The sequence below is a fragment of the Shouchella patagoniensis genome (genome assembly GCF_002019705.1).
GTDB lineage: Bacteria > Bacillota > Bacilli > Bacillales > Bacillaceae_D > Shouchella > Shouchella patagoniensis.
On record NZ_KV917377.1, the window covers coordinates 3,880,560 to 3,900,632 of the forward strand.

Consider the following 20,073-nt stretch of genomic DNA (forward strand, 5'->3'; position numbering starts at 1 on the left):
TTGTTTAGCTGTATCGTTTTTTACTGAGTAACGTCTATTTTGAGGATATAGATGGGTGTTTACTTCTTTAACAGCAGTCAGTGATCATGATTGGCCTTGCTTTTATTCTCGGGGCTCGTTTTGATGGTGGGATGATTGGTCTATTCGTTTTAATTGTATGTGCAGTGTTTGTTGGCTTAGCTTTTGGGGCATTATCCCTCGCTCTTGCCCTTGTTGTGCGAAATGAACAAGCGCTAACCTCTATTGTCGGGTTTATGCAAATGCCACTATTATTTTTATCGAGCTTGTTTATGCCGTTAGATCTTGTACCATATTGGGTGGGCGCGTTCGCTAAAGCGAATCCAGTAAATTGGGCAATTGAAGGAGCGAGAGAAGCATTAACGTCTGACGCTAATTGGATAGACATTTGGATTTGTCTAGGCATACTAGCTAGTTTTACATTCCTTTCTATATTGATTGCGATGCAGGCATTTAAAAACTACCAAAGAAAAAGATAGATTTTATTCTTAATATTCGTTATAATAAACCCCTGTCATTTTTAGGGTGGTGAAATATGAAACGTGTCGATGTTGTCTATACGGTCATTTTAAATGAACAAGAAGAGGTTTTGATAGTTCATAATCGGAAACATGATAACTGGTCTTTGCCAGGAGGTGCCGTTGAAAAGGGAGAAACGCTTGAGCAGGCTGCAATACGTGAAGCAAGAGAAGAAACTGGTTTAAAAGTGGAACTTGGAAAACTAATTGCCGTGAACGAAGCATTTATGACAAAAATAGAAGAACATGTCTTGTTTTTTACTTTCCTTGCTGAAAAAGTTGAAGGTACAATTGCGATTGAGGATAAAGAGTGGATTAATGAAGCAAGATGGGTTGACTTTAAAACTGCTAATAAACTGATGCCTTATTATCAAGGGAATCTTGAAGATCGAATAAAGGTGCATATAGAATATATTTATCAGGGAAGACAATAACGTATGTGCAGCTGCCACATGCGTTTTTTGAAGTTTGGTAATTAGTAAGAAAGAGGAACAGATATAGAGGAAATTTGAGCGCCAAAGTCTTACATTAAAAAATTCTCTTGCTATCTGATAAAAAATTCGATATATTGTAAAGGCTTACATAAGGTCATCTGATGACCTTATGATATAATGGACTTGTTTAAGGAGGAAATGTCTTGGGTACAGGTTGGTTTTCTATCATTGCACTTACGCCAATATTATCTGTTCTCTTGTTTTTAGTTATTCTAAAATGGCCAGCCAAACGAGCAATGCCAATTGCATTTATAATTACAGTTATCGTTGCATATTTCGTTTGGCAAGTCCCTGTTAATCAAATTGTCGCGTCAAGTATGAAAGGGATTGTTACCGCTTTAGAAGTATTATTTATCGTATTTGGTGCAGTGCTGATGTTAAACACATTACGTGAGAGCGGTGCAATTCATACGATTCGGCAAGGATTTACGAATATATCACCAGATCGGCGGATTCAAGCCATCATTATCTGTTGGCTTTTTGGATCATTCATCGAGGGGGCATCTGGTTGGGGAACGCCAGCTGCGATTCTAGCTCCTTTGCTTGTAGCTGTTGGTTTTCCGGCGATGGCCTCTGTCATGGTTGCACTTATTATTCAATCAACGCCTGTTTCCTTTGGTGCGGTAGGGACACCAATATTAATTGGTGTTGGATCGGGTTTAGCGGGTTCAGAAAATGTGATGGAAACAGCTGCAACACTTGGAATGACAACAGATGTTTACATAAGATCAATTGGTGCACAAGTAGCAATAGTACACGGAATAGTTGGGCTATTCATTCCGTTAATAATGGTTATGATGTTAACGCTCTTCTTTGGAGAGAAACGATCGATTCGAGCGGGTCTTAAGGTATGGAAATTTGCTTTGTTTGCAGGTATTGCATTCACTGTCCCTTATGTAGCTGTTGCCAATTTACTCGGACCAGAGTTTCCATCCTTATTCGGTGGATTAATTGGTCTTGCAATCGTGGTTCCAGCTGCTAAAAAGGGTTGGTTTATGCCAAAACAAACGTGGGATTTTGTTGATTCATCAAAATGGGATCCAGAATGGATGGGGATGCTCTCAGCTGACAAGCTTGTTACTCCAACTATCTCTCCATTAAAAGCGTGGTTCCCATATATTTTAATTGGTTTTTTGCTCGTTATTACAAGAATGAACGCGCTGCCATTTGGAGATGTGCTTAAACAAGCTGCTCTCCAGTTTGAAAACGTCTTTGGCACGCCAATTGAAATTGTTAGTACGCCATTGTTTTTACCTGGATTTACAATGGTTGCTGTGTCAGTCATTAGCTATTTTATTTATCGAATGAACCGACGTTCATACGGAACAGCTGTTAAAAACTCTACTAAAATGATTATAAGTGCGGCACCAGCTTTATTGTTTGCAGTCCCGATGGTGCAAGTTTTTATTAATTCCGGAGTGAACGCGAGTGGCTATGAAAGCATGCCGCTCTTATTAGCAGATACCGTTTCAAGTTTAACAGGAGAACATTGGCCGATTGTTGCACCTACAATCGGGGCGCTTGGTGCGTTTGTTGCTGGAAGCAATACGATCAGTAATATGATGTTTTCTTTATTTCAATTCGGAACAGCGGAGAATGTTGGCATCAATCCTGCAACAATCGTTGCTTTGCAGGCGGTTGGAGGAGCAGCAGGCAATATTATTTGCGTCCACAACGTTGTTGCAGCTTCAGCGGCAGCAGGAATTGTTGGGAAAGAGGGCGTACTCATTCGTAAAGTGATGATTCCACTTATTTATTATTTAGTGTTTGCAGGTGGAATAGGGTATGTTGCGATTCACGGATTTGGTTTTAATATTGGAACATTGTTTATAGTGGCTGTATTACTTGTTCTTATCATCCTTATAGTGAAATATGGTAGAAACGACAAGCTGCCTTCGTACAAAGAAAAGAAAAAGAGTTCAAACATGTAGGAGAGGATGTTTATGAAAGTCTCGTTATTTGTGACATGTCTCGCTGACGTCTTTTATCCAGGGGTTGGCCAAGATACGGTTGAAGTATTAGAGCGACTTGGTTGTGAAGTCGATTTTCCTGAAGCGCAAACGTGCTGTGGTCAACCTGCCTTTAACAGCGGCTACCACGAAGATACAAAAAAAGCAGCCAAGCATACGATTAAAACGTTTGCGCATTCAGATTATGTTGTGCTTCCTTCTGGTTCTTGTGCAGCGATGTTACATGAGTATGTAGAGTTATTTCATGGTGAACCAGAATGGCAAAAACGTGCACAGGAACTTTCAAAGAAAACCTATGAATTCACACAGTTCCTTGTCAATGTTTTAAAAGTGGAAAAAGTGGACGCATCCTATCACGGGAAAGCAACCTATCATACGTCTTGTCATATGACGAGGTTGTTAAGAGAAACAGAAGCCCCATTTAAATTGCTTGAGCAAGTAGATGGACTAGAATTAGAAGAACTTCCAAATAGAGAAACGTGCTGTGGATTTGGTGGAACATTCGCTGTAAAAATGCCAACAATTTCTGAACAAATGGTTGAAGAAAAAGCAAGAAACGTAGACAGGACTGGAGCAGAAGTACTAATTGGCGCAGACTGTGGTTGTCTTATGAATATTGGTGGTCGGCTTGAGCGAAATGGTCAGATGGTTCAAGTAAAACATATCGCACAAATTTTAAATAGCAAGGAGTGACGAGCATGGGCATTAAAGTTGGTGATCCTGCCTTTTCCAAGCGAATCGAAAAGGGTTTAAAAGATGGATTTATGCGTCAAGCAGTTAGTTCTGCTCAAGAGCGATTAAAGACATCTAAGACAAAAGCAGAGGTTGAGCTTGGCGATTGGGAAGAATGGCGTGACCTATCAGAAGAAATAAGAATGCATACGCTTGAGAATATCGATTTTTATTTGCATCAGTTAAGCGAGAATGTGAGCAAGAATGGTGGACATGTTTTCTTTGCTCAAACAGCTGAAGAAGCAAATGAATATATTAAAAAAGTGGCCAAAGAGAAAAACGCGAAAAAAGTTGTGAAATCAAAATCAATGGTGACCGAGGAAATTAGCATGAACGAAGCTCTTGAAGAAATTGGTTGTGAAGTTGTCGAGACGGATCTTGGCGAATACATTTTGCAAATTGATGATCATGACCCACCATCTCATATTGTTGCACCGGCCTTGCACAAAAACAAAGAGCAAATTCGTGATACGTTTAAAGTGAAAAAAGGGTATACAAAATCAGAGAATCCGCAAGAGCTAACGTTGTTTGCACGGGAGCAACTTCGCAAAGAGTTTTTGTCTGCCGATCTCGGTATCACCGGCTGTAACTTTGCGGTTGCCGAGTCAGGTAGCATTTCGCTTGTGACAAACGAAGGGAATGCGAGACTAGCAACAGCCCTACCAAAAACGCAAATCACTGTCATGGGGATGGAACGCGTCGTCCCAACTTGGGAAGAGCTTGATATTCTAGTAAGCATGCTTTGCCGTAGTGCTGTAGGACAAAAGTTAACGAGTTATGTCACAGGGTTAACTGGGGCACGTGAAGAAGGCGATGTAGATGGACCTGAAGACTTTCACCTCGTTATTGTGGATAATGGACGTTCTAAAATTTTAGGAACAGAATTTCAAGCCGCGCTTCACTGTATTCGTTGTGCAGCATGTATAAACGTTTGCCCAATTTACCGTCATGTGGGGGGACACTCTTATGGATCGATTTATCCAGGGCCAATTGGAGCGGTGTTAACGCCGCTTCTAGAAGGATATGATGACCATAAAGATTTGCCGTATGCATCAAGTTTATGCGCCGCTTGTACAGATGCATGCCCCGTCAAAATACCTCTTCATGAGATGTTAATCAAACATCGTCGTGTCATTGCAGAGGAAAAACGAACGCCAAAAACAGAAGTGTTAGCGATGAAGGGGTTTGGTATGGGGGTTAGCTCACCTGTTTTATACAAGACAGGTACAAAAATGGCACGGCTGGTCATGTTCCCATTTGTAAAAGATGGAGCAATTATAAAAGGTCCCGGTCCGTTAAAAGGGTGGACTGATGTGCGAAATATGCCAGCCCCGGCGAAAAAGCGATTCCGTGATTGGTATGCATCCCGGAAAAAGGAGGAGCAGCAGGATGATTGAAAAGCGTGAGCCTTTTTTAGATCACTTAGCAAAACAACTGGGACGCGATCGGAAAACAGAAGGTGTGGTTCGACCAAGTTATAAACATGCTCCGCAATTGCGGGTCATGGAAAATTATTCTCAAGACGAGTTAGTCGGGGTATTAAAAGATCAATGTCTGGCAATTCATACTGACTTCAAGCAAACAATAATGAGTAGATTGGAAGAAACCATTGATATTGTTTTGAAAGAATATGCTGCCCATTCTGTTATTACGTGGGATGATCCCCGGTTTAATGAGTTTGGATTAAGCAATTTCCTAAAAAGAGAACAAGTTGATTTATGGGAAACACACCCTGAGAATCAATCAATTGAACTGGCTGAAAAAGCGGATGTCGGTATAACGTTTACAGATTGCACATTGGCAGAGTCTGGTACGGTGACACTATTAAGCGGTAATGGCAAAGGACGATCTGTTAGTTTGTTGCCCCGTTATTACATTGCGATTATTCCGAAGAGCTCTCTCGTACCAAGAATAACGCAAGCAACAACAAGAATTCATGAATTGGCACAAGCGGGACGCTTGCCATCTTGTATTAACTTTATTTCAGGACCGAGCAATAGTGCAGATATTGAAATGAGTTTAGTAGTTGGTGTGCATGGGCCTCTAAGAGCTTGCTATATTTTAGTTGACGATAAGTAAGTTGAGGCTGGTGCGCTAAGCACCAGCCTTTAGACGTCTGTATGCTATACTGGGGGTAGTAGATTTAAATGAGGTGTCAAACGATGGCATTTAAACAAGTAAAAACAAAAAAGATTTCTGAAGTTATTCGGGATCAACTTGAAGAGTTGATCCGAAATGGTGATATACAACCTGGCGAAAAGCTTGATTCTGTGGAGAAACTTTCTGCAAGTTTTGAAGTGAGTCGTTCTGCGGTGCGAGAAGCACTTAGTGCATTGCGAGCAGTAGGGCTTGTGACGATTCGCCAAGGTGAGGGGACATTTGTTAATAAATATGATTTTTCCAGCATGGTAGATCCAGTAGACATACATCAAATTCTTTCTAACAAGGAAAAGCAAGAGTTGTTTCAAGTTCGGAAAATCATTGAAGTAGGAGCGGCTAGCCTTGCAGCTGATAACCGTACAGATGATCATCTTACAGTAATGAAGGACGCCCTTGATCAGATGGAAATCGCTGAAGCCGGGAAAGATCTTGGAGAAAAAGCAGATGTCAGGTTTCATCTGGCGTTGGCAGAGGCTACTGGAAATCAGTTACTAATCGAAATGATGCAGAAACTTTCAGATACGCTGGCACTTACAATGTATGAAAGTCGAAAAATTAGTCTGTATGCAGAAAAACAAACATTAACACGACTTCATCAAGAGCATGAACAAATCTATCATGCGATTGAGGCGCAAGATCCTGATGCAGCAAATGGTGCGATGATGGACCATCTTATAAATGTAGAAGAGGCATTGATGGAATATGAACAGCGCAAGCATGGTGAATAAAAAGAAAAAACGCTCTGGCTAACGCTGGAGCGTTTTACTTGTTATGAGCTGCTAAAAAGTGATCAATCTTATTTAAAATACCCATTAAAATGGCAAGGTTATCGTTTGCTTGTGAAGTTGATAACTCCAGTGCATGGTTCGCATCAGGAATAAGGTTCATCTGGATTTGAGATTCATTTAGTGTTTGAAAACGGTCTGCAACGTAACAAATATCGGCGGAACCAATAAAGCTAATCCCAGGTGCTGAACGTGCGGTCATACTTAAGTAGACAGGATCTTCTTGCAGCAATGGTGTTAACCAGATGGAGATCGCGTTTTGAAAATCACTCTGTTGAAGCAGGCTATCCATTGCATATGTACCAAGAGATTTGCCAATCAAACAGTAGTCTGTATAAGGGTTCGTTTGTAAGAACGTAGCTAACACTTGAGGTACATCTTCATACAATGAAGATACCACTTCATCAAAAGATACTGTTGGCTCATATTGATATTGAATTTTCAGAATATCATAACCGTGCGAAAAAGCGAGTTGCGCTGGATAGTGAAGTAAGGAACCAAGTACGGTGTAACCGAGGCCAGGTAAGATGATAGCTAACTTTTCAGAGGGCTCTTCATGTTTTATGATTGTGCATGTTATTCCAGCAATGTTTTGAATGTCCATTCTATTCCTCCCTTATGATAGAATCGTATCATAGCCTAGTTTGTTTAGATAGAGAGAGGGAATAAAATGGAGTGGAAAATAAAAGCGTTTCAACAGTTGTCTCCAGATGAGCTCTATGCAATTATTCAAGCGCGTATAGACGTCTTTGTTGTTGAACAAGCGTGTATGTATCAAGATTTAGATGGTTATGATCAAGAATCGTTTCATTTGTATTTGCAAGACGCAGGTGAGCTCCTCGCTTATGCCCGTCTGATCCCAAGTGGAACAATTTATAAAGAGTCATCTAGGTTTTAAAGAAGTGTCAGATGTTTTTCTTGAGGATGGAATTGATCATATTTATATGGTGTACAGTTAAAAGCGGGCCCAGATTTGATCTGGCCCGCTTTTGTTTTATTTTTTATTGAGTGGTAATGACGAATCCTTAGCCCATTCTGTCATTGAGCCATCATATACGGCCACAGTGCGTCTGCATTTCTCGCGTATGGTTTGAAAAAGCGCACATCAGATGATGGGTGCGCCCGCTACCGTTATTACTCAAACACATTGCCGTTTTTATCAATGTACTGGTGCGTAATGATTGTTCGCTCGAATGCTTCCCCTGCCATCGTTTTTCCTTCAATATCAACCGTTATGGTTTGGGAAGTATTTGGCTCCGCTGGAAGTGAAAACAATTTTGCGGACGTAACTGGTTGATCAGAGCTAACCTCACGATCGTTTACATAAACGGTATAGGATGTGTTATTTAAATCAATTGCTTTTGCATCAAAATTGGATGCAATGGTCCCTGCTACCGTTTGAATGGCAGAAGTAACCCCTCCTTCAAGAGCAGCTACTGCTAAGTAGGAAGCCCCGTCTTTATGTTTCATTTGAATGGTCCATTCTCCCGATTCTGGCGAATTGACTTCAAAATGATGTGCAACTGCTCCATTAAACAAACTGTTTTCATGTTCTGCTTGAACGGTTTTAACAGCATGTGATTGCCCACTCGGTGCAATGAGTTCAGCACTTGTTAATTCTTCACTTGCAAGGATAGAGACGGCTATAGAATTTACCCCTTCCTCAATGAAAAAGGGTTGGTCGCCAGCACCTAAAAACTCTCCTCCTCGAACGATTGTTCCAGTTTCAGCTATTGAACGTTCTGTTGCAACGTCCGTTTTTGCATTAGCCAATTGATTGCGTAAATGAGGAAAAACGAGATGCCCTTGATTAATTGCAAAATGATCCAAAGATAAAGATGCAAATTCAGGTGCATATGAAAGCCTTGAACTATCTACCGTTACTGACCCATCATTTGCACCGTAAGCATTTAAATAAATGCCACCAAACCAAAGGGCGGAGCCAAAGGACCCAATTGATTTCCCTGATAGTGTTGAGGTTGGGACAGTTTGTTGGGTTACAAGCGGGTCAGTAATCGAGCGGAAATGAGCCATTGTTCCTGTTTGAAGCGAATCTGTCCCTTCTGAACGCATGCCGATAATGGCCGCTAACCAGCCAGCCCAATTACTATAGGCTAAGTTCGCTAACTGACTACCATGGTGAGGAGTGCCAAGTGTAATGACCTTTGAAACGTAACGTTCTGCATTGTTATGGTAAAGTGCTGTTTGTGTATCAACCCCTCCTTTGCTATGACCAACAACAATGATTTTTTCACCAAAGTGGGCATGCATCTCAGCAAGTTTTTCGGCAAGCATAGCACCGTTATCCCAGTTTGACTTATCAGGGTAAAGATTAATAAAAGCAGTAGGATGACCTGCATCTCTTGCTTGTTGAAACATATCATTTGGTTCAAACCAGGTGGAGGCAGAACCTGTTAAACCATGAACAAATAAGATAGGTTGCCCCGTTTTTGGTGCAGGGTCTTCGCCGACATACCATGTCCCTGAAGGTGCATTAGGATCTGGTTTCCCTTTTGATATTGCATCGGCGAATTGAACAGGAAGCATTAGAGAGATGACAAGCACTAGAGCAGTAAGAGATTTCATTAGTTTCATTTGCTCACCCCTTTTTCGATTTAATTAAGCCTATGCCTTGAATCACGTAGATTTGTACGATTTTCTAACAAGATTTTTTAAAGCGAAAGCGGAGCAACTGTGCTATAATTTTTTGTTAGAATCGTTAGAAAGGTTTGATCACGCATGATGGATAAGCATCCGATATTAATAGTTGTATCCGTAGAGCAGGAAAAAACAGCTGTGCTAAGCGGGTTGGGAAATTCTCCTTACGTTGATGTACATATATGCGGTGTGGGCATGGCAAAAGCGGCTGCAAAAACAGCCAAACTACTCGCCCAAAAACCATATAGAGGTGTGATTAATATGGGGATTGCTGGGGGGTTTTCAGGAGAAGCGCAGATTGGATCAATTGTTGTCGCAGAATCAATTATTGCCCCAGAAATTGGTGCAGAATCTCCTGAAGGTTTTATTCCAGTTGATGATTTAGGTTTTGGTTCACAGACAATGAGTCCATTTGTTGATACTCACTTACTTGGGAAACTGGCTTCAAAAGCAGAAGTGAGGGCTGGAAGGGTACTGACTGTCTTGACAGCAACCGGAACGGCTGAAACAATGAAACGGCGAATGGCTACCTATGGAGCAGTTGCAGAAGCAATGGAAGGTTATGGTGTTGCATCTGCGACTGAAGAATTTGGCATTCCTTTTACAGAGATTAGATCTATTTCAAATATGGTCGGTGTTCGTGACAAAGCAAGCTGGGACTTTCCCGCGGCCTTTGCAGGGTTAAAAAAAGTAGCTGAATGTTTAAGGGAGGTAGAAGAAAGTGAACATAGCCTTTTCACCATGTCCGAATGACACATTTGTATTTTATGCATGGGTTCATGGGAAAATTGAGGGCGCACCCTCACTTAAGGTAACGTATGCAGATATTGATAAAACAAACTATTGGGCAGTCGATCAAACAGGTCCTGAAGTAATGAAAGTTTCTTATGCCGCTTTACCTTATGTGTTGGACCAGTATCGCTTAGTTCCAAGTGGTGGAGCTCTTGGTAGAGGTTGTGGTCCTCTTGTACTTACAAAAGAAAAACAAGAGATTCAATCACTTGAAGGGAAGACAGTTGCTGTTCCGAGTGATCGCTCAACCGCTTATTTGTTGTTCCGTCTTTGGACAGAACAAAAACTCGCCCAAAATAAAGTGACCATTCAAGTCATGTCGTTTGAAGACATTATGCCTGCTGTTCAAGCTGGAGAAGTTGATGCAGGTCTAGTTATTCATGAAGCGCGATTTACGTATCAAACCTACGACTTGCATTTGTTACAAGATTTAGGTGAATGGTGGGAAAAAGATACTGGGTTCCCCATTCCATTAGGTGCCATCATTGCAAAGAGAGACTTGGATGCAACAACAATCACAAAATGGGCGTCAGAGTCAGTGAAATACGCATGGGCGCACCCTGAAGAGACGAAGGAATACGTGATGGAGCATGCCCAAGAGTTGTCTGAATCAGTGGCAAATGCTCACATTGATTTATATGTAAATGAATTTTCTGCAAGTCTGGGAGAAGATGGATACCAAGCGATTGAGAATTTATTAGGAAGGGCGATGGGCCAGGGATTGGTCCCAGAGTTTGATCTTTCTAAAATCCGGAATTAATGAATGTGGCCTTCGATTCGTAAGGCCTTTTCTTGCATCATAGAAATGAAAGACGGAGCGGGGAGGATACATATGGAATATAGACAGTTAGCTTTAGCGATGCTTCGAACTGGACTGCTTGGTTTTGGTGGTGGCCCATCGGTTATGCCTCTTTTTAAACATGAGGCAGTAAATACGTACAAATGGATGAACGAAGATGATTTTGGGGAAACATTAGCGATAGCAAACACATTGCCAGGTCCAATTGCTACAAAAATGGCGGGATACTTAGGGTATCAAAGGAAAGGGTGGCTTGGTGCGACATGGGCCATACTCTGGCACATTTTGCCGACGAGCTTGGCAATGGTTTTATTATTTTCTGTTGTGGACGCGATTAGTGGCTCGGCTGTTATTGCTGGTATGATTGGTGCTGTCACCCCAGTTATCGCTGTCTTGCTCGGGCAAATGGCTTATGACTTTGGAAAAAAAGCGATTAAAGGTTTTGGTTGGGTATTTGGATTGGTTACTTTTGCAATTGCTTTTCTTCTTCTACAAACGTTAGATGTACACCCTGGTTTTGTCATTATTGCGTTTATCATTTATGGTTTATTTCATTATCGTATTGTGGATAAGTGGCGTAGGAAGAAGGAAGGTGAGTCGGCATGATTGTTTACTTTTATTTGTTTTTTGCTTTCTTTCTTGCGAATTTACTTGGTTATGGTGGCGGACCTGCCTCGATCCCGCTTATGTTTGAGGAAGTGGTCAATCGTTTTAATTGGATCTCAAGTGAAGAGTTTTATAATGTATTAGCACTTGGGAACGCGCTACCAGGACCAATTGCGACAAAAATCGCTGCATATGTTGGTTTTAGTGTAGTAGGTTGGGGAGGCGCACTCATTGCATTGGCTGCAACAGTTGTGCCTTCAGCAGTAGCAATGATCCTATTGATGAAAGTGTTGCAAAAATATAGACAGTCGAAAGTGGTTAAAGGAATTTCACTAGCGGTTCAACCGGTTATTTGTATGTTAATGCTAATCTTAACGGTCACCATTTTTGATGATGCGATTACGTCAATTGGTTGGATACAATCGCTTCTCATTGCAGCAATTGCTTTTGTTTTACTCGTAAAAGTAAAACTTCATCCAGCACTTGTCATCTTGCTTGCTTTTGCATATGGGGGGATTGTCATTCCGCTTATAAGTTAGAGAAAGACTGCCATCAGGCAGTCTTTTTTTAGTAGCGAAGATAAACGTTTATTGTTTAAGGTTTGAAGTGGACCGATAAGGAAGGGTATGATCTGTTTCAAATCGTGTGTAGATGCACGTATCGGCAAAGCCAGGTGAGCCAATTCGTCGCTCATTCTCTTTTAATATAGCTTCAAGCTGAAAGCCTAACTTTTCTGGGATTGCTCTACTTTTTAAGTTGTCTGGATCGCAGCGAATTTCAAGCCTGTGTACATGAAGTGTAGAAAAAGCATAATTAACGACTGATTGGACTGCTTCGGTCATATAACCTTTATTTACATATCTTGTATCAAGCCAATAACCAACTTCCATTCGAGGCACTTCCCATTTAATGCCGTGCAACCCTACTGAACCTATAAAAGCTTTCGATTGCTTTTCAAACAAATGGAAACGTAAGTCTTTTAAATCAAGAAAATCCGCATAAGCTTGACGAACACCAGATTCAGCTTGATCGACATTTTGAAAAGCCGATACCCAAGAAATCCAAGGAGATAATTCTTTCTGCGAAACTCTAAGAGAATTAAATAAAAGTGGACCGTCACCGGCAATAGGTGGTCTCATATACAGTCGTTCAGTCGTCAGTACTGGTAGGGACTGATCCATAGCGAAGCCTCCAGTTTTAAAAACGAGTATCCTTTAGTTTATGTGGAAGAAGGCATGGCTTATGAGCGGATCATACATTATGAGTATTTTTCTAAAGATAAAATAGAGAAAAGCATGGTTAAGTGATGACGGGCTGGAAAAAAAGGTTTTTCTATCATATGCTTAGATGAATGATAAATGAGGCAGGTGTGATATGAAAAAAGAGAAACAATTGCTAAGCCTCATGCAGTCGATCCGGGTATTGAGCTCAGCACGGGAATTGCCTGATGTGTTGCATCAGTTGATTCAAGAAGCACTTCAGGTTATTGATGGTTCTACTTCAGGAGTTTTGTTTTTGTATGATGAACAACAGGACGCTTTGTATGCGGAAAGCGCGATTGGTTTTAATATGAAAGCGTTAGGAAAAGTGCGACTAAAGCCAGGAGAAGGAATGAGTGGCAAGACGTTTGAATTAAAAAAAGGGAGTATTTATTCTAATCTTGTAGATACAAAGGTAGGTATGGCTAATTTAAGTAGCCACTCAGCTAAATATTACGGAGAATCGTTAGCTGAATGGATTTATCCCAAAAGTGCGATTTCAGTGCCGCTCCATGCTTCAGCTGGAACATGTATTGGCGTTTTAACCGTAGATATATTTGAACAGAATCGTCAGTTTGAAGAGGAAGATTTAGAACTTCTAGAGATGTTTGCCAGACAGGCGTCCATTGCCATTGAGAATGCAAGACTCTATTCACAAAACAAGAGAACGCAAGAGATTCACAAGGCGCTGTCACGCGTATCGTTATCAAACGGTGGTTTAGACGAAATTACAGCGGCTTTAGCTCGTTTGATTTCAAAAGATGTACTTGTTGTTAATGAATTTTCAGAAGAGTTATCGAGCTATACTTATCATCGCCATCATTTGGTCTTAACGAATCACTTATCAGACAAATTGAACTCTATTTTTTCTATAGGAAAGTCTGGTGTGCAAAAGTGGAATAGCAAAGAGGTGCATGCTGAATTCTACAGTTTTCCAATTCAGATTGAGTCTGTCACTATTGGCATGTTAGTCATTGCTGGTGAAAAAGACGCACTGCTCGATCCCCTTGATCAAATTGCGATTGAACAAGCGCTCCCTATTTTTGCAATGGAATTGAACCAGCGAGAGAAAAAAGATGTTGATGATTTTGTATACGCGGGTAGCTTGCTAGAAATGGCGATTCATTCTTCTAATAAGGAAGTGCCATATCAAGAATTAATGATGCATATACCAGCGGGAACGAATCAAAATTATGTAGTCGCAAAAGTACAAATGGACCATTGCGTTGTTCCAGTCCCCTCTTTAAACCGTATGAAGCAACAGTTGCTAAGAAAAGTCTACTATGAGATGTCTAAACTCTCTGAGACAGTCATTGTGTATGAGAGACATTTTGACTTAACATTTCTGTTCCCATTATCAACTGATTTATCGATTGAACAGGTCAAACCATTTTTACATGAATTGCTGAACTATGCAGATGCAACATGGAATCTTAGCGGTTGCGTTGGGATTGGTAGTAAGATGAACAAATTATCCGAGATCCAAGAGTCTCATGCTGAAGCCGTTCAAGCAATTACCTTTTTGCAACGAATGTCCGTTCAAGAACGAATCATTGATTACGAAGAGTTAGGTCCTTATCGATTGTTTTTGAAAATGGAAGAGACCGATTTGCGTCAGTATGTAATTGACACGATTGGTGTACTGATTAATCATGACCAACAGGGGCGCGGTGAATTAGTAAAGACAATGAAGGTATATATGGAACAGGGACAACATTTAAATGAATCTGCACACGCTCTCTACGTTCACGTCAATACCGTAAAATATCGATTAAAAAAAATTTATCAGCTTCTTAAAGTGTCCTCATTATCTGTATCACATGCCTTTGAAATTGAATTGGCGATTAAAATAGCAGATTATTTAGAAAGGTACTCAATTAGCGACAACAGATAAAAACAACTCGAGAATCTTGTCGAATAGAACTATAGAATTGTCTGATCATTTCATTTATAGTCGTATCTAAGTATTTGTTCAGATTAGTCCGTTAATGGACAATACAGTTAGTCGACGAAGGGGGAAGCCAGTTGGAACCTATTTTTCTTGCTCTTATTTTTATTGCCATTATTGCTGTTGGGGAAGTCATTTCAATTGGATCGCGTGCAAGAATTCCAACATTGCTTGTCGTTGTCGCAACGGTATTTATCTTGTTGCAAACTGGAATATTGCCAGAATCCTATATTGCTGCCTCCACTTTTGTAGCAGTAGGTGGCGTGTTGGTCCCGGTTTTAATCGTCCATCTAGGAACGATGATTCCTTTTAAGACGATGATGCAACAATACCAAGCTGTAATCATTACATTGATAGGACTTGCCTTTTCAGTAACAGCTGTCATTGTTCTTGTCACTTTGTTTTTTGATTATGAAACAGCGGTCGCCGGAGCGGGCCCAATTACAGGTGGAATTATTGCTTATATTATTACTGCTGAAGGACTACGAGAAGCCGGATTAACAGCTATTGTAGCTGTTCCGGTAACAGTGTTCACGATTCAAAACTTCTTTGGCATGCCGCTTTCATCCATTTTTCTTTCTCGATATGCAAAGAAAATTTGTGCAGGTGAAACAGCAGCGACTTTAGTTGACGCAACAACGAAAGAGGTTGAAATTGAATCGAATCAGAAACGACATTTACTACCTAAGGCTTTTATGGAAAGCAACTTTATCTTGTTATTCTTGTTATTTGCTGGTGGGGCCATTGCCGTTTTTCTAGATGGATTAACTGGTATTAATGCGAGCTTGTGGGCTCTTGCCATTGGAGTGACGGGTGCAGCATTACGCATCTACCCAGAGCGATCAATGGAGAAAGCGAATAGTTCAGGTATTACAATGATTGCACTCATTTTTGTTGTAATAAATTCTTTAATTGGTGTGACCTGGGGTCAAATAGTTGCTTCTCTTTTACCAGTTATGGTGATTATGGTAGTTGGTATCACCGGTTTAATGGTCGGAGCGATCATTGGAGCGAAGGTATTTAAATGGGATTTAAACAAGTCAATTCCCGTTGTACTAACGGCGTTGTATGGATTCCCAGGAGATTATTTGATTGTTGAAGAAATTAGTCGGAGTGTCGGACAAACAGAAGCGGAACAAAAGAGGATAAAAGACGAGCTTCTAGCACCGATGCTTATTGGTGGATTTACTTCCGTAACGGTTGGATCAGTTGCAATGGCAAGCATATTAATTTCTACACTTTAACAAAAGAAAAGGGGATGAAATCGATGGCAGTAACAGCAATAACAAATGTATCGATGATTGATGGCACAGGACAAGAGGTTGTTGAGGAAGCAATCGTCCTCATTGAAGGAAACCACATTAAGGCGGTAGGTTCCGCGCAAACGATTACGGTTCCTGCTAATGCACGTGTAGTAGATGGGGGGGGACAATACCTTTTGCCTGGATTGATAGATACTCATGTTCATATGGCATTAGAAATTAAAAATGTGCAAGAATCGTTGTTGACCCCGTTCTCTTATCACTTCTATGAAGCGGCACAAAGACTTCATACAACCCTTCAAACAGGTATTACGTCTGTGCGTGATGCCGGATTTGCAGATGTTGGTATTAAGAAAGCAGTAGAAGATGGGTTAATTACAGGGCCGCGAATGCAAGTTAGTATTAATCCACTCACGATTACAGGTGGACATGGTGATAGTTGGAATATTTCTGGAATCAATACAACCGCTCCCATTTATCCTGGGATGCCTGATGGAATCTGTGATGGACGGGAAGAAGTTCGAAAAACCGTACGAGAAATGTTGCGGGCTGGAGCAGATGTGGTGAAAGTTCATGCAACAGGGGGAGTGTCGAGTCCAACAGATCACCCAGAGTTCACACAATTCTCTCAAGAAGAGCTTGAGGTGATGGTTGAAGAAGCGACATTTCGTAAAGGTGTTAAGGTGATGGCCCATGCACAAGGGGCAGAAGGAATTAAAAATGCGGTTAGAGCAGGGATTCATTCAATCGAACACGGTATTTTTATTGATGATGAAGCGCTTGAGCTCATGCTTGAGAAAGGAACTTATCTTGTTCCGACATTACTAGCGCCCCTTGCTGTTCTTGAAGCGAGTGAGACATCAAATACGATGGCGCCTTATGCAATTGAAAAATCAAAAGAAGTGATTGATATTCATAAGCGAAGTATTGAAAAAGCGTATAAAGCTGGTGTGAAAATTGCAATGGGAACCGATGCAGGCGTTTTTCCACATGGGATTAACTTACGAGAATTAGGCCTCCTCTGTGAAATTGGAATGACACCAATGGAAGCAATCATAGCGTCTACAAAAACAGCAGCAGAATGTATGGGCTGGGAGGATAAGGTTGGTACAATTGAAGAAGGTAAATTAGCTGACCTCATTTTGGTTAAAAGCAATCCACTTGAGAACATTCACGTATTAGAAGATAGTGAAAACATCGTTTACGTTATGAAGGATGGAACCGTATATAAAGATCAAGCAAAAATAGCAGTCAACTCATAAAACGAACAGATGCCTTTTATTTAAACTGGAAGGCATCTTTCCATTTTTTACGCTCATTATTGGTATTTCAGATATAGCGAACCCGCAATAGGAAATGCAGGTCTGTTTGTCCGAACAAACAGATCTTCCAATTAACAAGAAAGCCCCAGAGACGATATATCTCTGGGGCTTTCTTTTAATTGAATGTAGCTCGGATCGCATCACGTAAAAAAGCAGCTCCGTCAGATACGATGTTATTGTAATAGCTGGAAAAACGATCGTCTGCGATATACATGTCTGCAAGACCACAATGGGCTTCTTTTGAATAATGGCTCCAGCTATACATTAGCCATTCCTTGTGTGCATTAGCAAGCTTGACAGAAGCGCAAGAATGAGGATCTTTTGTCCCAACCGCTTCTTGTAACAAAGAGAAAACCTCCTGTTCTTTTGCTTGCATAGCTGCGTAGTCCGCTTGGGACATACTCCGCCATTTGGCTTGTGAAGCAATAATCGCCTGGTCACCATAAGCAGCGCGAATCTCTTTTCCATAAGCATCTTCATTATCGCTAATCGCTTTCTCTTTAAACGCTTTAAACTTTTCTTCATCACTCATGGTTAAAACCCCTTTCTCTGATTGGATCGTCCTTTCAACTGTCTCAATGATCTGGTCAAGCCAGTCGCGTTTTTTAATGAGGTTCTCGCGGTGCTTTTGAAGCTCCGTTTCTGCATGGAAGGAATCAGCGGTTATGAGCGTCATAATGGTCTCTAGATCAACTTCAAGCTCGCGGTAGAATAAAATTTGTTGCAGTAATTTGACTTGTGTTTGCCCATAAATACGGTAGCCAGATGAATTGATTCGTTCGGGTTTTAATAAACCAATTTCATCATAATAACGCAACGTCCTACTACTAACGCCAGCGAGCTCTGCTAATTTTTTTACCGTATATTCCATTAATGATTCCTCCTCAAAACTAGATTAAGGGTTAACGTGGCGTAAAGGTCAAGGTGTAAGTTTAATTATAACTAATAATTAAAGTAAGTTCTTAGCCTGTAAAACAGGGTAAGTGGAAATGCAACCCAGTTAATGATAAAAATTGTGTGATTGGACAAACTACCCTGTATTCAATACATACGAGGTGAAAATTATGGCATCTATTTTATCCGTCGCTTCATATGATCCACCAAATGAGCTTCCGCAAGATCAAACGATGGAGTTTGCGCGAGAATTGTTTTCTGATAGTTATCAAGACATTGAGCGCTTATTAAAAGTATTTGCAAATGGTGACATTGAAAAGCGGAATTTTGCTGTTCCTCTTGAATGGTTTAAAAATGATCATTCGCTCGGAGAACGCAATGATCAATATATTGAGAGCGCAACCGCATACTCTGTTGAAGCAATCAAGAAATGTTTAGCAAACCCGTCGTTTTTAACAAGGACGATAGATCCATCAGAAGTGGATGCCATTATATGTGTATCGAGTACAGGGATGGCGACACCATCTCTTGATGCGCGTATTATGAATAAGCTTCCGTTCCGAGCTGAAACAAAGCGAGTACCTATATGGGGACTTGGTTGTGCTGGAGGGGCGGCAGGTTTGAGTCGTGCACACGACTACTGTTTGGCTTATCCAAAATCATCAGTACTTGTTGTATGTGTAGAATTATGTGGTCTGACTTTTCAAAAACAAGATCAGTCAAAAAGTAATCTGATTGGAACTTCTTTATTTGCTGACGGGGTAGCATGTGCGCTTGTTTCAGGAGCAAATTCCCCGTTAATTGAGGCGAGTGCTCATGCATACCATCCTGTGATTCGATCCACTGTATCTACACTAATGAATGATTCGGAGGATGTCATGGGTTGGGATGTGAAAGACAATGGTCTAAATGTCGTTTTCTCAAGAAGCATTCCAACAATTGTTGCCAATTGGCTCAAGCCAAATGTTGATAAATTTATGGCGGATGAGGGAATGGAACTTTCAGAGATTGATGAATTTATTGCCCATCCTGGTGGAAAGAAAGTGTTAGAGGCGTATGAGAAAGCTCTAGGACTTTCAAGTGATAAAACAGATTTATCAAGACAAGTGTTAAAAGAACATGGAAATATGTCTTCACCTACCGTGTTATATGTTTTAGAAAAATGTATGGAACATCCTCATGAACATGGAGACAAAGGGTTAGTGGCAGCTCTCGGACCTGGTTTTTGTTCGGAAATGCTTTTAGTTGAATGGGCCGGTGGTGTGCATTGAACTGGGTATACGGCATCGTTGCCGTAATTATCGTACAACGGTTAATTGAAGTTGGTGTAGCAAAAAGAAACGAACGTTGGATGAAGGGGAACGGTGGAGTTGAGGTGGGGAAGAGTCATTACCCATGGATGGTAGCCATGCATGTAGCGTTTTTTATTAGTCTATTTGTAGAAGTGACTTTAACAGGTGTGGTATTTACCGTATACAGCTTTATTCCACTTCTCTTTGTATTAATGGCTCAAATTGTTCGCATTTGGGTGCTCTTATCACTTGGTCGATATTGGAATACAAAAATTATTGTACTCCCTGAAGCACCAGTTGTGGAGAAAGGTCCATATCGTTTCGTGCGTCACCCAAATTATATGGTTGTTATTACAGAAATTGCGTTTATTCCATTGTTGTTCCAAGCATATTGGACAGCGCTTGTTTTTAGCGTCTTAAATGCATGGATGCTCGTTGTTCGAATTCGAACGGAAGAAGAAGCACTGTATGGAGAGACAAAAGACTATAGTGAACGATTTAAAGGGAAGAAACGATTTTGGTTTGTGTGAAATCGAAAGGGAGGAGAGCATCCTTATTGCTTTC

General features: G+C 40.9%; 21 protein-coding genes. 17 read left to right on the forward strand and 4 right to left on the reverse strand.

Annotated features, from left to right (window positions below; translation table 11 throughout):
• Window positions 1-86 precede the first annotated feature (86 nt).
• The 7 genes from BK584_RS20110 (at window position 87) to BK584_RS20140 (ending at window position 6,620) form a co-directional block, all read left to right on the forward strand.
• Entirely contained in the window at window positions 87-497 is a 411-nt protein-coding gene (locus BK584_RS20110) for an ABC transporter permease (protein WP_078394237.1), read from the forward strand.
• Between the two features lie 56 nt (window positions 498-553).
• A complete protein-coding gene (locus tag BK584_RS20115; RefSeq protein ID WP_078394238.1) occupies window positions 554-970 on the forward strand; it encodes an NUDIX hydrolase in 417 nt (138 codons plus the stop codon).
• A gap of 203 nt (window positions 971-1,173) precedes the next feature.
• The gene (locus BK584_RS20120) at window positions 1,174-2,961 is read left to right on the forward strand and encodes an L-lactate permease (protein ID WP_078394239.1); all 1,788 of its coding nucleotides are present in this window, start codon (window positions 1,174-1,176) and stop codon (window positions 2,959-2,961) included.
• Window positions 2,962-2,973: 12 nt separating this feature from the next.
• Complete coding sequence (locus BK584_RS20125; protein WP_078394240.1) at window positions 2,974-3,693, forward strand: (Fe-S)-binding protein; 720 nt, start codon at window positions 2,974-2,976, stop codon at window positions 3,691-3,693.
• Between the two features lie 5 nt (window positions 3,694-3,698).
• Window positions 3,699-5,129, forward strand: coding sequence for a LutB/LldF family L-lactate oxidation iron-sulfur protein (locus BK584_RS20130; protein WP_078394241.1), 1,431 nt, complete (start codon window positions 3,699-3,701; stop codon window positions 5,127-5,129).
• The gene (locus tag BK584_RS20135; protein ID WP_078394242.1) at window positions 5,122-5,811 is read left to right on the forward strand and encodes a LutC/YkgG family protein; all 690 of its coding nucleotides are present in this window, start codon (window positions 5,122-5,124) and stop codon (window positions 5,809-5,811) included. The genes BK584_RS20130 and BK584_RS20135 overlap by 8 nt, the downstream gene beginning before the upstream one ends.
• An 83-nt stretch (window positions 5,812-5,894) precedes the next feature.
• Window positions 5,895-6,620, forward strand: coding sequence for a FadR/GntR family transcriptional regulator (locus BK584_RS20140; RefSeq protein ID WP_078394243.1), 726 nt, complete (start codon window positions 5,895-5,897; stop codon window positions 6,618-6,620).
• Window positions 6,621-6,654: 34 nt separating this feature from the next.
• Here BK584_RS20140 and BK584_RS20145 read toward each other — a convergent pair whose 3' ends face one another.
• Window positions 6,655-7,281, reverse strand: a complete 627-nt coding sequence (locus BK584_RS20145; RefSeq protein WP_078394244.1) for a hypothetical protein — start codon at window positions 7,279-7,281, stop codon at window positions 6,655-6,657.
• Window positions 7,282-7,347: 66 nt separating this feature from the next.
• On the opposite strand from BK584_RS20145, the gene BK584_RS20150 reads away from it, so the two are divergent.
• Entirely contained in the window at window positions 7,348-7,575 is a 228-nt protein-coding gene (locus BK584_RS20150; protein WP_367579301.1) for a GNAT family N-acetyltransferase, read from the forward strand.
• Window positions 7,576-7,811: 236 nt separating this feature from the next.
• On the opposite strand, the gene BK584_RS20155 is transcribed toward BK584_RS20150, so the two are convergent.
• Window positions 7,812-9,272 carry an esterase/lipase family protein gene (locus BK584_RS20155; protein ID WP_078394245.1) on the reverse strand — a complete coding sequence of 487 codons (1,461 nt, stop codon included), beginning with the start codon at window positions 9,270-9,272 and terminating at the stop codon, window positions 7,812-7,814.
• Window positions 9,273-9,416: 144 nt separating this feature from the next.
• Here BK584_RS20155 and BK584_RS20160 point away from each other — a divergent pair, with 144 nt between their 5' ends.
• The 4 genes from BK584_RS20160 (at window position 9,417) to chrA (ending at window position 12,071) form a co-directional block, all read left to right on the forward strand.
• Entirely contained in the window at window positions 9,417-10,088 is a 672-nt protein-coding gene (locus tag BK584_RS20160; RefSeq protein ID WP_078394246.1) for a futalosine hydrolase, read from the forward strand.
• Window positions 10,057-10,887, forward strand: a complete 831-nt coding sequence (locus BK584_RS20165) for a 1,4-dihydroxy-6-naphtoate synthase (RefSeq protein WP_078394247.1) — start codon at window positions 10,057-10,059, stop codon at window positions 10,885-10,887. Before BK584_RS20160 ends, BK584_RS20165 begins: the two co-directional genes overlap by 32 nt.
• A 72-nt stretch (window positions 10,888-10,959) precedes the next feature.
• Window positions 10,960-11,532, forward strand: a complete 573-nt coding sequence (gene chrB, locus BK584_RS20170; RefSeq protein ID WP_078394248.1) for a chromate efflux transporter ChrB — start codon at window positions 10,960-10,962, stop codon at window positions 11,530-11,532.
• On the forward strand, window positions 11,532-12,071 hold the full coding sequence (gene chrA, locus BK584_RS20175; protein WP_078395763.1) for a chromate efflux transporter ChrA: 540 nt from the start codon (window positions 11,532-11,534) through the stop codon (window positions 12,069-12,071). Before chrB ends, chrA begins: the two co-directional genes overlap by 1 nt.
• Before the next feature lie 48 nt (window positions 12,072-12,119).
• On the opposite strand, the gene BK584_RS20180 is transcribed toward chrA, so the two are convergent.
• Entirely contained in the window at window positions 12,120-12,713 is a 594-nt protein-coding gene (locus BK584_RS20180; RefSeq protein ID WP_078394249.1) for a GNAT family N-acetyltransferase, read from the reverse strand.
• Window positions 12,714-12,906: 193 nt separating this feature from the next.
• Here BK584_RS20180 and BK584_RS20185 point away from each other — a divergent pair, with 193 nt between their 5' ends.
• The 3 genes from BK584_RS20185 (at window position 12,907) to BK584_RS20195 (ending at window position 17,263) form a co-directional block, all read left to right on the forward strand.
• A complete protein-coding gene (locus BK584_RS20185; RefSeq protein WP_078394250.1) occupies window positions 12,907-14,685 on the forward strand; it encodes a helix-turn-helix domain-containing protein in 1,779 nt (592 codons plus the stop codon).
• A gap of 131 nt (window positions 14,686-14,816) precedes the next feature.
• Entirely contained in the window at window positions 14,817-15,983 is a 1,167-nt protein-coding gene (locus BK584_RS20190) for a hypothetical protein (protein WP_078394251.1), read from the forward strand.
• Between the two features lie 23 nt (window positions 15,984-16,006).
• Window positions 16,007-17,263 (forward strand): metal-dependent hydrolase family protein, encoded by a 1,257-nt coding sequence (locus tag BK584_RS20195; RefSeq protein ID WP_078394252.1) that lies wholly within the window; start codon window positions 16,007-16,009, stop codon window positions 17,261-17,263.
• A 175-nt stretch (window positions 17,264-17,438) separates the two neighbouring features.
• Here BK584_RS20195 and BK584_RS20200 read toward each other — a convergent pair whose 3' ends face one another.
• Window positions 17,439-18,194 (reverse strand): MerR family transcriptional regulator, encoded by a 756-nt coding sequence (locus tag BK584_RS20200; RefSeq protein ID WP_078394253.1) that lies wholly within the window; start codon window positions 18,192-18,194, stop codon window positions 17,439-17,441.
• Between the two features lie 193 nt (window positions 18,195-18,387).
• Here BK584_RS20200 and BK584_RS20205 point away from each other — a divergent pair, with 193 nt between their 5' ends.
• Both BK584_RS20205 and BK584_RS20210 read left to right on the forward strand, forming a co-directional pair.
• Window positions 18,388-19,488, forward strand: a complete 1,101-nt coding sequence (locus BK584_RS20205) for a type III polyketide synthase (protein ID WP_078394254.1) — start codon at window positions 18,388-18,390, stop codon at window positions 19,486-19,488.
• On the forward strand, window positions 19,485-20,039 hold the full coding sequence (locus BK584_RS20210; RefSeq protein ID WP_245808919.1) for an isoprenylcysteine carboxyl methyltransferase family protein: 555 nt from the start codon (window positions 19,485-19,487) through the stop codon (window positions 20,037-20,039). Before BK584_RS20205 ends, BK584_RS20210 begins: the two co-directional genes overlap by 4 nt.
• The last annotated feature ends 34 nt before the right edge of the window (window positions 20,040-20,073 follow it).